Origin of the sequence: Burkholderia sp. S-53 (assembly GCF_025560745.1) — a bacterium.
GTDB classification, from domain to species: domain Bacteria; phylum Pseudomonadota; class Gammaproteobacteria; order Burkholderiales; family Burkholderiaceae; genus Burkholderia; species Burkholderia pyrrocinia.
On record NZ_CP090483.1, the window covers coordinates 737,823 to 752,024 of the forward strand.

At 67.6% G+C, this 14,202-nt stretch carries 12 protein-coding genes and 1 pseudogene; 8 read left to right on the forward strand and 5 right to left on the reverse strand.

From position 1 onward, the window contains the following. Positions 1-64: 64 nt before the first annotated feature. From yajC to queA, 3 genes are all read right to left on the reverse strand, one after another. Positions 65-388: a preprotein translocase subunit YajC gene (yajC, locus tag LXM88_RS08455; protein WP_174382411.1), complete on the reverse strand. Its 324-nt coding sequence runs from the start codon at positions 386-388 to the stop codon at positions 65-67. A gap of 233 nt (positions 389-621) precedes the next feature. Further along, positions 622-1,809 carry a tRNA guanosine(34) transglycosylase Tgt gene (tgt, locus tag LXM88_RS08460; RefSeq protein WP_262541038.1) on the reverse strand — a complete coding sequence of 396 codons (1,188 nt, stop codon included), beginning with the start codon at positions 1,807-1,809 and terminating at the stop codon, positions 622-624. A gap of 152 nt (positions 1,810-1,961) precedes the next feature. Continuing rightward, complete coding sequence (queA, locus tag LXM88_RS08465) at positions 1,962-3,029, reverse strand: tRNA preQ1(34) S-adenosylmethionine ribosyltransferase-isomerase QueA (protein ID WP_262541040.1); 1,068 nt, start codon at positions 3,027-3,029, stop codon at positions 1,962-1,964. Positions 3,030-3,196: 167 nt separating this feature from the next. Between queA and recG the strand changes: the two genes are divergently transcribed. The 8 genes and pseudogenes from recG (at position 3,197) to ubiA (ending at position 12,347) form a co-directional block, all read left to right on the forward strand. Next, complete coding sequence (recG, locus tag LXM88_RS08470; RefSeq protein ID WP_262541042.1) at positions 3,197-5,542, forward strand: ATP-dependent DNA helicase RecG; 2,346 nt, start codon at positions 3,197-3,199, stop codon at positions 5,540-5,542. Between the two features lie 126 nt (positions 5,543-5,668). After that, complete coding sequence (locus tag LXM88_RS08475; RefSeq protein ID WP_262541043.1) at positions 5,669-6,628, forward strand: hydrogen peroxide-inducible genes activator; 960 nt, start codon at positions 5,669-5,671, stop codon at positions 6,626-6,628. A gap of 394 nt (positions 6,629-7,022) precedes the next feature. After that, positions 7,023-7,151: a hypothetical protein gene (locus LXM88_RS08480; protein WP_262541044.1), complete on the forward strand. Its 129-nt coding sequence runs from the start codon at positions 7,023-7,025 to the stop codon at positions 7,149-7,151. Between the two features lie 119 nt (positions 7,152-7,270). Next, the gene (katG, locus tag LXM88_RS08485) at positions 7,271-9,457 is read left to right on the forward strand and encodes a catalase/peroxidase HPI (protein ID WP_262541045.1); all 2,187 of its coding nucleotides are present in this window, start codon (positions 7,271-7,273) and stop codon (positions 9,455-9,457) included. 110 nt (positions 9,458-9,567) lie between these two features. Then, the gene (locus tag LXM88_RS08490; RefSeq protein WP_262541046.1) at positions 9,568-9,732 is read left to right on the forward strand and encodes a hypothetical protein; all 165 of its coding nucleotides are present in this window, start codon (positions 9,568-9,570) and stop codon (positions 9,730-9,732) included. Between the two features lie 120 nt (positions 9,733-9,852). Further along, positions 9,853-9,969: pseudogene (locus tag LXM88_RS08495) on the forward strand (DNA starvation/stationary phase protection protein); the annotation flags it as partial. A gap of 352 nt (positions 9,970-10,321) precedes the next feature. Then, positions 10,322-11,230 (forward strand): patatin-like phospholipase family protein, encoded by a 909-nt coding sequence (locus LXM88_RS08500; RefSeq protein ID WP_262541048.1) that lies wholly within the window; start codon positions 10,322-10,324, stop codon positions 11,228-11,230. Between the two features lie 253 nt (positions 11,231-11,483). After that, positions 11,484-12,347 (forward strand): 4-hydroxybenzoate octaprenyltransferase, encoded by an 864-nt coding sequence (gene ubiA, locus LXM88_RS08505; RefSeq protein ID WP_262541049.1) that lies wholly within the window; start codon positions 11,484-11,486, stop codon positions 12,345-12,347. A gap of 200 nt (positions 12,348-12,547) precedes the next feature. Here the strand turns inward: ubiA and proC are convergent, their stop codons facing one another. Both proC and LXM88_RS08515 read right to left on the reverse strand, forming a co-directional pair. Continuing rightward, complete coding sequence (proC, locus tag LXM88_RS08510) at positions 12,548-13,360, reverse strand: pyrroline-5-carboxylate reductase (protein ID WP_262541050.1); 813 nt, start codon at positions 13,358-13,360, stop codon at positions 12,548-12,550. A gap of 51 nt (positions 13,361-13,411) precedes the next feature. Further along, positions 13,412-14,110 carry a YggS family pyridoxal phosphate-dependent enzyme gene (locus LXM88_RS08515; RefSeq protein ID WP_262541051.1) on the reverse strand — a complete coding sequence of 233 codons (699 nt, stop codon included), beginning with the start codon at positions 14,108-14,110 and terminating at the stop codon, positions 13,412-13,414. Positions 14,111-14,202 lie beyond the last annotated feature (92 nt).

Sequence of the window (14,202 nt, forward strand, 5' to 3'; positions counted from 1 at the left end):
GCGCCGCGGCGGCCCGCTCTCTCAGGCGGGCACGGCGCGGGGAGCCGGACGCTCGGTGAAGGGCTTACAGCGACTTGATCGTGCCCTTCGGCAGAATGGTCGTGACCGCAGCCTTCTGCACCGTGATTTCGGTGCCTTCGGCGATCTCGATGCCGATGTAGCCTTCGGTGACCTTCGTCACCTTGCCGACGACGCCGCCGCTCGTGACGACTTCGTCGCCCTTGGCCATGGCTGCGAGCATGTTGCGGTGTTCCTTCTGACGCTTCATCTGCGGACGGATCATGATGAAGTACAGCACGCCGAACATCAGGATGAGCGGCAGGAAGCTCATCAGGCTCGATTCGGCGCCACCGGCACCTTGAGCGAAGGCATTGGAAATGAACGGCACGTTGGTCTCTCCGTAGGGGAAGATCGAAAAATAAGCCGGTTATTCTACCACCGGCCCCATGCGCAAACGGCGCAGCAAATGCGCTTTCGGATCAAGCTGTTAAAGCGCGAACCGGCACCATTGCGACTTGTTTGGAAAGGCAATTGTAATGTTTGGTGGTCGCGACGGGCGATCGGGACGCGTTATTTAGTACACGTCCGATGTGACGGGCCGCCACGCGGCCCGCCGGCCCGTCAGTCGACGCCTCTTGCGCGATCCTCCGCGAAGCGCTGGCGGAACGCGTCGAACGTATGGGTCTCGATCGCGTCGCGGATCTCGTTCATCAGCTGCAGGTAGTAGTGCAGGTTGTGGATCGTGTTGAGCTGCGCGCCGAGGATTTCGCCGACGCGGTGCAGGTGATGCAGATAGCCGCGCGAGAAGTTCTGGCACGTGTAGCACGTGCAGCTCGCATCGAGCGGCTTCAGCGAGTTCTTGTGCGTCGCGTTGCGGATCTTCACGTCGCCGAAGCGCGTGAACAGCCAGCCGTTGCGCGCGTTGCGGGTCGGCATCACGCAGTCGAACATGTCGATGCCGTTGGCGACGCCCTCGACCAGGTCTTCCGGCGTGCCGACGCCCATCAGGTAGTGCGGCTTGTTGGCCGGCAGCTTCGGGCCCACGTGCCGCAGCACGCGCATCATGTCTTCCTTCGGCTCGCCGACCGACAGCCCGCCGATCGCGAGGCCGTGGAAGCCGAGCTCCGACAGGCCGGCGAGCGATTCGTCGCGCAGGTCCTCGAACATCCCGCCCTGGACGATCCCGAAGAGCGCATTCGGGTTGCCGAGCCGGTCGAATTCGTCGAGCGAGCGCTTCGCCCAGCGCAGCGACATGCGCATCGAGTCGGCCGCTTCCTTGTGCGTCGTCGGTACGCCGTCGGTCGCGTACGGCGTGCATTCGTCGAACTGCATCACGACGTCGGAGTTCAGCACCTTCTGGATCTGCATCGACACTTCCGGCGACAGGAACAGCTTGTCGCCGTTGATCGGCGACGCGAACGTGACGCCGTCCTCGGTGATCTTGCGCAGGTCGCCGAGCGAGAACACCTGGAAGCCGCCCGAATCGGTCAGGATCGGCTTGTTCCAGCCCATGAAGCCGTGCAGGCCGCCGTGCGCGTCGATCGTGTCGAGGCCCGGGCGCAGCCACAGGTGGAACGTGTTGCCGAGAATGATCTGGGCCTTGATCTCGTGCAGCTCGCGCGGCTGGATCGCCTTCACGGTGCCGTACGTGCCGACCGGCATGAAGATCGGCGTTTCGACCACACCGTGGTTGAGCTTCACGCGGCCGCGGCGCGCGTGGCCGTCGGTCGTCAGCAGTTCGAATTCGAGCCCGCCCGCCGGGCGGTCGTACACGGGGGCGTGCGTATCGTGGGATGAACCTTCGGTCATCGTGTCGTGCTCCTTGCCACCGGAAAACAGTCCGGCGCATGTTTGGAAACGCCGCCGGCGAGCCGGCGGCGGGGAAAAAGGGGGCGCGCCATCGTTGCGCGCGGCGGGCGAACGGCGGCAGTGCTGCGTGCGTGCCGTCGTGCCTGCAGCGCTTACGCGCGCGGCGCCTCCGGCGTGTCGCGCCGCGTGAGCAGCATTGCGTCGCCGTAGCTGAAGAAGCGGTAGCGTTCGTCGATCGCGTGCCGGTACGCGGCGCGGATCGTCTCGACGCCCGCGAACGCGGACACCAGCATCAGCAGCGTCGACTTCGGCAGGTGGAAGTTCGTGACGAGCCGGTCGACCACGCGAAAGACGTAGCCGGGCGTAATGAAGATGTCGGTCTCGGCCTGCGTCGCCGCGAGCGGGCGGCCCGCTTCGTCGGCCGTGCGCGCGGCGGCTTCGAGCGCGCGCATCGACGTCGTGCCGACCGCGATCACGTTGCCGCCGCGCGCGCGGGTCGCGGCGATCTTGTCGACGAGCGACTGCGGCAGGTCGTACCACTCGCTGTGCATCTTGTGCTCGGCGATGTTGTCGACGCGCACCGGCTGGAACGTGCCGGCGCCGACGTGCAGCGTCAGCGTCGCGCGCTCGACGCCCATCGCGTCGAGCTTGTCGAGCATCGGCTGGTCGAAGTGCAGCCCGGCCGTCGGCGCGGCGACCGCGCCGGGATTGCTCGCGTAGACGGTCTGGTAGCGCGTTTCGTCGGTCGCGTCGGGATCGTGCTCGATATACGGCGGCAGCGGCAGGCGGCCGTACTGCTCGATCAGCACGAGGCACGGCTCGGGGAAGTGCAGCGTGAAGAACGGCTCGACGCGCTCGCCGACGGTCACGTCGAACGCATCGGCGAGACGCAGCGTCGTGCCGGCGCCCGGCGACTTGCTCGCGCGGATCTGCGCGAGCGCCGTGTGGGTGCCCGTCACGCGCTCGATCAGCACCTCGATCTTGCCGCCGCTGGCCTTCTGGCCGAAGAAGCGCGCCTTCAGCACCTTGGTATCGTTGAACACGAGCAGGTCGCCGGGCGCGATGCACGACGGCAGCTCGGCGAAACGGCGGTCGACGAGGCGCGCGGGCTCGACGGTGCGGTCGACCTCGAGCAGGCGGCTCGCGGTGCGGTCGGGCAGCGCGGTTTGTGCAATCAGCTCGGGCGGCAGATTGAAATCGAAATCGGAAAGCGTGAACATGCGGGCTGGTTCGAAGCGGCCGGCGGGCGTCGCCGGCAGGGCGGAAACGCGTAAATGGGGCGCGCGAGCCGCTATGATGACGGGATGCGCGGCCTGGCCGGCGTCGTTCGTTCGGACGACGTGAAAGCCGCTATTGTACTTGCCTTGCGAAGCACCCAGACGATCCGATGCCTGTGTCACCACGCCGTTCCACCGCCACCGTTGCCGATTCCACCGATCCGTTCGATACGGAGGAGGTTGCGCTGCCCGAGCGTGGCGCGGCGGGGCGCGGCGCAGCGGAGCCTGCCGAGCCGCAGCGCGCCGCGCCGCGCCGGGCCGGCCCGAAGCGCGGCGCCGACGGGCGGCTCGCGCAGCCGGCCGCCGCCGCGCCCGATGCCGAAGGCGGCGCCGCGAGCGACGAAGCGGGCGCAAGCGGCGCGAAGCGCAAGAAGAAGGCGGCCGCCGACAAACCCGTGAAGACCGTCGACAAGCTCGCGAAGCTCGGACTCACGCGTTCGATCGATCTCGTGCTGCATCTGCCGATGCGCTATGAGGACGAAACCACGCTGACGCCGATCGGTGAGCTGCTGCCGGGCGGCATCGCGCAGACCGAAGGCGTCGTGTTCGACAACGAGGTCGCGTACCGGCCGCGCCGCCAGCTCGTCGTGAAGATCCAGGACGACGACGGCGAGCATCTCGTGCTGCGCTTCCTGAATTTCTACGGCTCGCAGGTCAAGCAGATGGCCGTCGGCCAGCGGCTGCGCGTGCGCGGCGACGTGCGCGGCGGTTTCTTCGGGATGGAGATGGTGCATCCGGCGGTGCGCGTGGTCGAAGCGGATGCGCCGCTGCCGCAGGTGCTCACGCCCGTTTATCCGAGCACGGCCGGCGTGTCGCAGGCCTATCTGCGCAAGGCGATCGAGAACGCGGTCGAGCGCACGCCGCTGCCCGAGCTGCTGCCGCCCGAGATCGACCGCGCGTATCTGCAGCCGCTCGGCGTGCCGTCGCTCGAGCAGGCCGTGCGCATCCTGCACCACCCGCGCGTCGATTCCGACGAAGCCGCGCTGATGGACGGCTCGCATCCGGCCTGGACGCGCATCAAGTTCGAGGAGCTGCTCGCGCAGCAACTGTCGCTCAAGCGCGCGCACGAGGAGCGCCGCACGCGCGCGGCGCCCGCGATGCCGCGCCGCACCGCGAGCGATGCCGGCGCGCTGACGACGCGCCTCTACGCGGCGCTGCCGTTCACGCTGACCGGCGCGCAGTCGCGTGTCGTCGACGAGATCGCGCACGACCTCACGCTCGCGCACCCGATGCAGCGCCTGCTGCAGGGCGATGTCGGCAGCGGCAAGACGGTCGTCGCGGCGCTGGCGGCCACGCAGGCGATCGACGCCGGCTACCAGGCCGCGCTGATGGCGCCCACCGAAATCCTCGCGGAACAGCACGCGCGCAAGCTGCGCGCATGGCTCGAGCCGCTCGGCGTCACGGTTGCGTGGCTGGCCGGCAGCCTGAAGGCGAAGGACAAGCGCGCGGCGATCGAGGCGGCCGCGCTCGGCACCGCGCAGCTCGTGATCGGCACGCACGCGATCATCCAGGACACGGTCGAATTCGCGCGGCTCGGCCTCGTGATCGTCGACGAGCAGCATCGCTTCGGCGTCGAGCAGCGGCTCGCGCTGCGCGCGAAGGCCGCGAACGCCGCCAACGGCGCGCGCGATTTCCAGCCGCACCAGTTGATGATGTCGGCCACGCCGATTCCGCGCACGCTCGCGATGACGTACTACGCGGATCTCGAGGTCTCGACGATCGACGAGCTGCCGCCGGGCCGCACGCCCGTGCTGACGCGCCTCGTCGGCGACGCGCGGCGCGAGGAGGTGATCGCCCGCGTGCGCGAGGCCGCGCTGACGGGGCGCCAGGTGTACTGGGTGTGCCCGCTGATCGAGGAGAGCGAGACGCTGCAGTTGCAGACGGCCGTCGAGACCTACGAGACGCTGACCGCCGCACTCCCCGAGCTGAAGGTCGGGCTCGTGCACGGCCGGCTGTCGCCTTCCGACAAGGCGGCCGTGATGGAGGCGTTCACGCGCAACGACATGCAGTTGCTCGTCGCGACGACCGTGATCGAAGTCGGCGTCGACGTGCCGAATGCGTCGCTGATGGTGATCGAGCACGCGGAGCGCTTCGGCCTCGCGCAGCTGCACCAGTTGCGCGGCCGCGTCGGGCGCGGCACCGCGGCGTCGGTGTGCGTGCTGCTGTACACGGGGCCGCTGTCGATTACCGGTCGCGAGCGGCTGAAGACGATGCGCGAGACGACCGACGGCTTCGAGATCGCGCGGCGCGACCTCGAGATCCGCGGCCCCGGCGAATTCCTCGGCGCGCGCCAGTCGGGCGCGGCGATGCTGCGCTTCGCGAACCTCGAGACCGACGGCTGGCTGATCGACCCGGCGCGCGAGGCCGCGACGCGGCTGATCGCCGGGTACCCGGACGTTGTCACGCAGCATCTCGCGCGCTGGCTCGGCGCGCGCGAGCAGTACCTGAAGGCCTGATCCACCGGTTTGGGGCCGGATCCTGAAGCGCCAATCGATGCATCGCGATGCTGAGAAACTTGGCGAACCGGTGCCATAGGGTGTATAAATTAAACCTATCGCATGTATATCTCTGATTGACCCACAATGACGCTGACTGAATTGAAATACATCGTCGCGGTCGCGCGCGAGCGGCATTTCGGCCGCGCGGCCGAAGCATGCTTCGTGAGCCAGCCGACGCTGTCGGTGGCGATCAAGAAGCTCGAAGACGAGCTCAACGTGCAGATTTTCGAGCGCGGCGCGAGCGAAGTGAGTGTGACGCCGATCGGCGACCAGATCGTCACGCAGGCGCAGCGCGTGCTCGAGCAGACCTTCGCGATCAAGGAGATCGCGAAGCAGGGCAAGGACCCGCTCGTCGGCCCGTTCCGCCTCGGCGTGATCTACACGATCGGGCCGTACCTGCTGCCGACGCTCGTCAAGCAGATGATCCAGCGTGTCCCGCAGATGCCGCTGATGCTGCAGGAGAACTACACGCTGAAGCTGCTCGAACTGCTGAAGCAGGGCGAGATCGACGCCGCGATCATGGCGCTGCCGTTCCCGGAAACCGGGCTGATGGTGCGCCCGCTGTACGACGAGCCGTTCGTCGTCGCGCTGCCGGCCGGCCATCCGTGGGAGAAGCGCCACGAGATCGACGCGGAGGACCTGAAGCAGGAAACCATGCTGCTGCTCGGCAACGGCCACTGTTTCCGCGATCACGTGCTCGGCGTGTGCCCGGAGCTGATGCGCTTCTCGCAGACGGCCGACGGCATCCAGAAGACCTTCGAGGGCTCGTCGCTCGAGACGATCCGCCACATGGTCGCGAGCGGCGTCGGCATCACCGTGCTGCCGCGGATGTCGGTCGCCGAGGTCGGCCCGCGCGCGAACGGCCCCGATGCCGAGCTGCTGTCGTACGTGCCGTTCAACGAACCGGTGCCCGATCGCCGTGTGGTGCTCGTGTGGCGCAAGAGCTTCACGCGGATGCCCGCGATCGATGCGATCAGCGACGCGATTTCCGCATGCGCGCTGCCGGGCGTCGCGAAGCTCGACATGCCGGCAACGATGAACTGAGCGAACTGCGGGATGCCCATGTGGCAGCACGATGAACGGGGTCTTGCGACCCCGTTTATTTTTGTCTATCTAATAGATAAAATTAATTAATTTCAATTAATCAATAGATGTGACTAGAATCGTCTATATGGATCGGCGTCATGTCGAGGTTCGATTTGCACGTGGAATGCAAGCGTCAAAGGAGGGTGTCATGATGCGATCGGTATTGCAGTACGCGCAGCGGAACATCCCGTCGTGCGACGAGGTCGTACATCGCGCCCGGGTGGCGATTCGCAGCCTGCGTCCGATTGCGTTCGCGTACCTGGCGGACCGTGTGTATGGTGGATGAACGTCGCCGCATGCCGGTCCCGTGTGCCCCCGCTTTACCCGCCGTCAAGCCATGAGGAAGCATCGCATGTCCGAACGCTTCAACACCGCGCGCCTCACCGGCGCGACGCCTGCCGGCAGCCGGTTGCCCGGCCGCCCCGCCTGCGGCGCCACGCGGCGGGAATGCGCGCCGAAGGCCCCGCACGACATCCCGTAGTACGACAGGAGGACCAACCTGTTCCGTTTCTTATCCCCGCAATGACACTCCACAGACCGCCCGGCACGCTGCCGGAGCGAGCAGGTGGAGGCCATACGAGCAAGCCAAGGAGAAAACGCATGTCGAACGAAACGAAGTGCCCGTTCAACCACGCCACCGGCGCCGGCGCGACGAACAAGGACTGGTGGCCGAATCAACTGAACCTGAACGTCCTGCACCGGCATTCGGCGCTGTCCGATCCGATGGACAAGGATTTCGACTACGCCGAGGCGTTCAAGAAGCTGGACCTCGCGGCAGTGAAGAAGGACCTGCACGCGCTGATGACGACGTCGCAGGACTGGTGGCCGGCCGACTTCGGCCACTATGGCGGCCTGTTCATTCGCATGGCCTGGCACAGCGCCGGCACGTACCGCACGGCCGACGGCCGCGGCGGCGCGGGCGGCGGGCAGCAGCGCTTCGCACCGCTCAACAGCTGGCCGGACAACGTGAGCCTCGACAAGGCGCGCCGGCTGCTGTGGCCGATCAAGCAGAAGTACGGCCGCAACATCTCGTGGGCCGACCTGCTGATCCTGACCGGCAACGTCGCGCTCGAATCGATGGGCTTCAAGACCTTCGGTTTCGGCGGCGGCCGCGTCGACACGTGGGAACCGGACGACGTCTACTGGGGCTCGGAAAAGATCTGGCTGGAACTGAGCGGTGGCCCGAACAGCCGCTACTCGGGCAAGCGCGACCTCGAAAGCCCGCTCGCCGCGGTGCAGATGGGCCTCATCTACGTGAACCCGGAAGGCCCGGACGGCAACCCCGACCCGGTCGCCGCCGCAATTGACATCCGCGAGACGTTCGCGCGGATGGCGATGAACGACGAAGAAACGGTCGCGCTGATCGCCGGCGGCCACACGTTCGGCAAGACGCACGGCGCCGGCCCGGCATCGAACGTCGGCGCCGAGCCGGAAGCCGCGGGCCTCGAGCAGCAGGGTCTCGGCTGGCAGAGCTCGTTCGGCACCGGCAAGGGCGCGGACGCGATCACGAGCGGCCTCGAGGTCACGTGGTCGTCGACGCCGACGCAGTGGAGCAACGACTTCCTCAAGCACCTGTTCAGCTATGAGTGGGAGCTCACGAAGAGCCCGGCCGGCGCGCACCAGTGGGTCGCGAAGGATGCCGGCGACGTGATTCCGGATGCGTACGACGCGTCGAAGAAGCACCGCCCGACGATGCTGACGACCGACCTGTCGCTGCGTTTCGATCCGGCGTACGAAAAGATCGCGCGCCGCTTCTACGAGAACCCGGCCGAGTTGGCCGACGCGTTCGCGCGCGCATGGTTCAAGCTCACGCACCGCGACATGGGCCCGCGCGCCCGCTATCTCGGCCCGGACGTGCCGGCGGAGCAGCTGCTGTGGCAGGACCCGATCCCGGCTGTCGACCACAAGCTGATCGACGATGCCGACGTCGCGGCGCTGAAGGCGAAGGTGCTCGCATCGGGCCTGTCGGTGTCGCAGCTCGTGTCGACCGCATGGGCGTCGGCTGCGACGTTCCGCGGTTCGGACAAGCGCGGCGGCGCGAACGGTGCGCGCATCCGCCTCGCGCCGCAGAAGGACTGGGAAGTGAACCAGCCGGCTGAACTCGCGAAGGTGCTCGCGACGCTCGAAGGCGTGCAGAAGGCGTTCAACGACGCGCAGACGGGCGGCAAGAAGGTGTCGCTCGCCGACCTGATCGTGCTGGCCGGTGCGGCCGGCGTCGAGCAGGCCGCGAAGAATGCGGGCGTGGCGGTGACGGTGCCGTTCGCACCGGGCCGCGCGGATGCGTCGCCGGAGCAGACCGACATCGACGCGATGGCCGTGCTCGAGCCGCTGGCGGATGGTTTCCGCAACTTCCTGAAGCATGCGTACAAGACGCCGGCCGAGGCGTTGCTGGTCGACAAGGCGCAACTGCTGACGCTGAGCGCGCCCGAGATGACGGTGCTCGTCGGTGGCCTGCGCGTGCTCGGCACGAACGTCGGCGATGCGAAGCACGGCGTGTTCACCGACCGTCCGGAAGCGCTGACGAACGACTTCTTCGTGAACCTGCTCGACATGGGCACGGAATGGAAGCCGGTGTCGGCCGCGAACGACGTGTTCGAAGGGCGCGATCGCGCGACGGGCAAGGTCAAGTGGACGGGCACGCGCGTCGACCTGATCTTCGGCTCGCACGCGCAACTGCGCGCGCTGGCCGAGGTGTACGGGAGCGCGGATGCGAAGGAGAAGTTCGCACGCGACTTCGTCGCGGCCTGGAACAAGGTGATGAACCTCGACCGCTTCGACCTCGCATGAACGAGGCCGCATCCTGATGCGGTGATGCAGTAACGCAGTAGCGTGAAGCGGCCGGTCGAACGACCGGCCGTTTCTTCTGGAACCGAGGTCTTGTCGAAGGAGTGACGACCATGACGCAAATGATGCTGGACCTGCGCGCCGCGTTCGCGGCGCCGGTGACGCGAGCGCCGGCCGCGATCGTGCGGCGCTTCGTCGGCTTTGCGATCGCCGGCGGCGGCGCGGCCGTGCTGGTCGCGCAGGCGCTGCACGCGCTCGCGCCGGTTGCGGGAAGCTGAGTGCACGGTTTCGCGCGCGAAGCGACACGGCAAGCCGCGCACGGATGCCGCACGCACGCGGCATGCGGATTGGCCGACACGTTTTCGGTGGCCCGACCTGATGAGTCAGGAATCCTGACAATAGTCGGGAGGCGAAATACCACACAGATCAAGATCGGCATCAGCGACAGGGGCCGCATGGAAATCGCGGATGGCCTGTCGCGCCTGCTGGCCGATCCGTTCTCGCTGTGCCTGAAGCACAAGATATTTCGGCATGGTCCGCCGGAAATGCATCGGCGCTTCCGCCCTGCGGGAAAAGATCTGCCGAAGTGCTTTCCGTTGCGCGCATAGGCTGATCTGGCTGAGCAATGCAGTCATGCGTCATGGTCCGTCTCGATCGCCCGGATGTAAGACGGCATGCACGGACGCTCCGGGGAGCGGAATTGCGTCATCCGGCTGCGCGTCGCTACGAGCGTCGTGTCTCGGTGGCTTCGCGCGCCGCCGACCGGAGCCGGCATGATGGTCGTTGAGCGGCCTGCCGATTTGTGCGAATCTGTATCGCAGACTTCGGCGTTCATCCTTCTCTACTGGCCCGGTACGGGAGACAACCATGGCCCTCGATCGAAGCGCGCATCCGGAACGGACCGCGTTCGTCTTTGCAGGCGGGGGCAGCCTCGGTGCGATCGAGGTGGGGATGCTGCGCGAACTGCTCAATCACGGTGAACGGCCCGACTTCGTGGTCGGCGCGTCCGCCGGCGCGATCAACGCCGCGTATTTCGCCGGGCAGCCCGACGGCGACGGCGTCGCGAAGCTCGAAGCGCTGTGGTGCAACATCCGCCGGCGCGACATCATGCCGTTTTCGATGCTCGGCCTGTTGAGGACGATTCTGCAGAACCGCGCACACCTCGTCGAGGCGACCGCGCTGCGCATGCTGCTGGAAAGGAATCTGCGGTATCGGTACGTGGAGCGCGCGTCGCTGCCGCTGCACGTCGTCGCGACCGACATGCTCAGCGGCAACGAAATCGTGCTTTCGTCGGGCCTCGTCGTCGACGCCGTGCTCGCCAGTGCGGCGATCCCGGGCGTGTTCCCGCCGGTGCGGATCGACGATCGACTGATGGTCGACGGCGGCGTCGCGAACAATACGCCGATCTCGATTGCCGTCGCGCGCGGCGCGACGCGCATCGTCGTGCTGCCGGCCGGCTTCGCGTGCGCGCTGCGCAAGCCACCGGGAAGCGCGATCGCGCAGGCGATGCATGCGCTGACGCTCGTGATCGCGCGCCAGCTCGTGCGCGATCTGGAGTTCTACCAAAGTCGCGCCACGATTTGCGTGGTGCCGCCGCTCTGTCCGCTCGACGTCTCGCCGTACGACTACACCCGCTGCAAGGACTTGATCGACCTCGCGGCCGAACGGACCCGCGCGTGGCTCGGCGATGGCGGCCTCGACCAGACGTTCATTCCGGGGGCGTTGCACGAGCATACGCACTCGGCTCAGCGGCCGACCTGCGATGTCGGGGCGTAGAGCCCGCCCAACGCGGGCACGGGCCCCGGCCGATCCGCCCGTATCGGGTCAAACCGCGGCCGGTGTGCCGAACGGCTCGATCCGCGTTCGCTTCGAGTCTGTCCCTTGATATACGTGCATCGCGGCGCAACCATGTGCAGCGGGCCGCGGCGGCCAGTCCGCGCACGGCGGCGGCCGGCTGCGGCCCGCTCCGACATGACGCGAAGCGCCGCTCGGCTCTAAAATGCCGGGGTTATCTTCCCGGTGCTTCGCCATGCTTGCCCGCTTTCCCCTGTATCTGCGGCTCGTCCGGATGGACAAGCCGATCGGCAGCCTGCTGCTGCTCTGGCCGACGCTCAATGCGCTGTGGATCGCGTCGGACGGCCATCCGCGCTGGCAACTGCTCGTGATCTTCGCACTCGGCACGCTGCTGATGCGCTCGGCCGGCTGCGCGATGAACGATTACGCCGATCGCGATTTCGACCGCCACGTGAAGCGCACGGCCGACCGGCCGCTGACGTCGGGCAAGATCCATGCATGGGAAGCCGTCGCGATCGCGGTCGGGCTGTCGTTCGTCGCGTTCCTGCTGATCCTGCCGCTGAACACGCTGACGAAGGAGCTGTCCGTCGTCGCGCTGTTCGTCGCGGGCTCGTACCCGTTCATGAAGCGCTTCTTCGCGATTCCGCAGGCGTATCTCGGCATCGCGTTCGGCTTCGGCATTCCGATGGCGTTCGCGGCCGTGCAGGACACCGTGCCGACGATCGCGTGGGTGATGCTGGTCGCGAACATTTTCTGGTCGGTCGCGTACGACACCGAATACGCGATGGTCGATCGCGACGACGACATCAAGATCGGCATCCGCACGTCCGCGCTGACCTTCGGCCGCTTCGACGTCGCGGCGGTGATGGCGTGTTATGCGGCGACGCTCGGCATCTACGTGTGGATCGGCGTGACGCTCGGCTTCGGCCTCGCGTACTGGGCGGGCTGGGCGGCGGCGGTCGGCTGTGCGCTGTATCACTACACGCTGATCAAGGACCGCGAACGGATGCCGTGCTTCGCGGCGTTCCGGCACAACAACTGGCTCGGCGGCGTGCTGTTCGCGGGGATCGCCGTGCATTACCTGCTGGCCGGCAACTGAACCAAGCCGCGCGCCGGCGCGCATTGCGAATAAAAAAGCGGCTCGGCAAGGCCGGGCACTAACACTCGGCACTGTCCAAGAAATCCAGGCGGCTCATGAAGAACACCCCAAAGGTCGGACGGATGTCCAACTTTTGGGGTGCAGTTCAGATGGCCGCTTTTTTACGTCCGGCGCCAGGGCAGCCGGCACCACGGCTGCGCTTATGCGCGGCCGAGCTCGTCGCCCATTTCCTTCGCACGCGCGTCGGCCGCGAGCGCGCCGCGCACGATCGCTTCCTTCACGCCCTGCGCGTCGAACGACGCGAGCGCGGCGGCCGTCGTGCCGCCCTTCGACGTCACGCGCTCGCGCAGCACGCTCGCCGGTTCGCCCGATTGCGCGGCGAGTTGCGCGGCGCCCGCGAACGTCGCGACCGCGAGCGCGCGGCCCTGTTCGTCATTCATGCCGAGGCGGCGCGCGGCTTCCTGCAGCGCTTCGATGAAATAGAACACGTACGCGGGGCCGCTGCCCGAAATGGCCGTGACGGCATCGAGTTGCGATTCGTCGTCGAACCACACGATCTCGCCGACCGCGCCGAGCACGTTCGATGCGAGTTCGCGGCCCGCCGCGTCGACACCCGGCAGCGCGGCGAGGCCCGTCACGCCCATGCCGACGAGCGCGGGCGTGTTCGGCATCGTGCGCACGACGCGGGCGTAGCCGCCGAGCCAGCGCGCGAGGTCCGTGCCGCGGATGCCGGCCGCGATGCTGATCACGAGCTGCGACTTCAGGTGCGGCGCGAGCGCCTGCGCGACGTCTTTCAGCACCTGCGGCTTCACCGCGAGCACGACCGCGTCGTAATCGGCGAGCGTCGCGTCGACGGCCGCGCCGGTGCGCACGCCGAATTGCTGCGCGGCACGCGCGCGGACGTCCTCGTTGATGTCGATGGCATACAGGCCGTCAGCGGCGACGCCGCGCTTGATCAGGCCGCCGATCAGGGCTGCGGCCATGTTGCCGCCGCCGATGAATGCGATTTTCATGATGTCCGATTGAGCGAGTGAGTGAACGGGAAGGCGGAAAGGGCGCGGCGTTCAGTGCGAGTAATCGCGCGCGCCGAAGATCGCGGTGCCGACGCGCACGATCGTCGCGCCTTCGAGCACGGCTGCGTCGAGATCGGCGGACATGCCCATCGACAACGTGTCGAGCGGCAGGCCGTCGTCGCGCAATGTGTCGAACAGCGCGCGCAGTGCGCGATGCGGTGCGCGTTGCGTTTCGGTGTCGCCGGCCGGTTCCGGAATCGCCATCAGGCCGCGCAAGCGCAGCGACGGCAGCGCGGCGACCGCGCGCGCGACGTCGGCCACGTCGGCCGGCGCGACGCCGCTCTTCGACGCCTCGCCGCTGATGTTCACCTGCACGCACACGTTGAGCGGCGGCAGGTGCGCGGGGCGTTGTTCCGACAGGCGCTGCGCGATCTTCAGCCGGTCGACCGAATGGACCCAGTCGAAGCGTTCGGCGACCGGGCGCGTCTTGTTCGATTGCAGCGGCCCGATGAAATGCCATTCGAGGCTCGCGCGCAGGTCGGCGAGTGCGTCGATCTTGTCGATCGATTCCTGCACGTAGTTTTCGCCGAATGCGCGTTGCCCGGCCGCATGCGCGGCGCGCACGTCGTCGGCGGGAAACGTCTTCGAGACGGCAAGCAGCGACACGGTGGCGGGATCGCGGCCGGCCGCGCGGGCGGCGTCGGCGATGCGGCGATGAACGGATTCGAGGCGGGCGGCGAGATCGGACATGACGGGCACGAAGACAGGCACGGAAGCAGGCATGAAGCCGAAGCGCCGCGGCACGCGGCGCTTCGATCCGCCCATTATACGGACGCCGCGCG

Bases quoted from the DNA above. Each gene is read 5' to 3' on its own strand.
- tgt (WP_262541038.1), bottom strand. From the start codon at position 1,809: ATGACCGAAGGTTCATCCCACGATACGCACGCCCCCGTGTACGACCGC.
- LXM88_RS08500 (WP_262541048.1), top strand. From the start codon at position 10,322: ATGGCCCTCGATCGAAGCGCGCATCCGGAACGGACCGCGTTCGTCTTT.
- proC (WP_262541050.1), bottom strand. From the start codon at position 13,360: ATGAAAATCGCATTCATCGGCGGCGGCAACATGGCCGCAGCCCTGATC.
- queA (WP_262541040.1), bottom strand. From the start codon at position 3,029: ATGTTCACGCTTTCCGATTTCGATTTCAATCTGCCGCCCGAGCTGATT.
- recG (WP_262541042.1), top strand. From the start codon at position 3,197: ATGCCTGTGTCACCACGCCGTTCCACCGCCACCGTTGCCGATTCCACC.
- LXM88_RS08490 (WP_262541046.1), top strand. From the start codon at position 9,568: ATGACGCAAATGATGCTGGACCTGCGCGCCGCGTTCGCGGCGCCGGTG.
- LXM88_RS08480 (WP_262541044.1), top strand. From the start codon at position 7,023: ATGTCCGAACGCTTCAACACCGCGCGCCTCACCGGCGCGACGCCTGCC.
- LXM88_RS08475 (WP_262541043.1), top strand. From the start codon at position 5,669: ATGACGCTGACTGAATTGAAATACATCGTCGCGGTCGCGCGCGAGCGG.
- LXM88_RS08515 (WP_262541051.1), bottom strand. From the start codon at position 14,110: ATGTCCGATCTCGCCGCCCGCCTCGAATCCGTTCATCGCCGCATCGCC.
- ubiA (WP_262541049.1), top strand. From the start codon at position 11,484: ATGCTTGCCCGCTTTCCCCTGTATCTGCGGCTCGTCCGGATGGACAAG.
- katG (WP_262541045.1), top strand. From the start codon at position 7,271: ATGTCGAACGAAACGAAGTGCCCGTTCAACCACGCCACCGGCGCCGGC.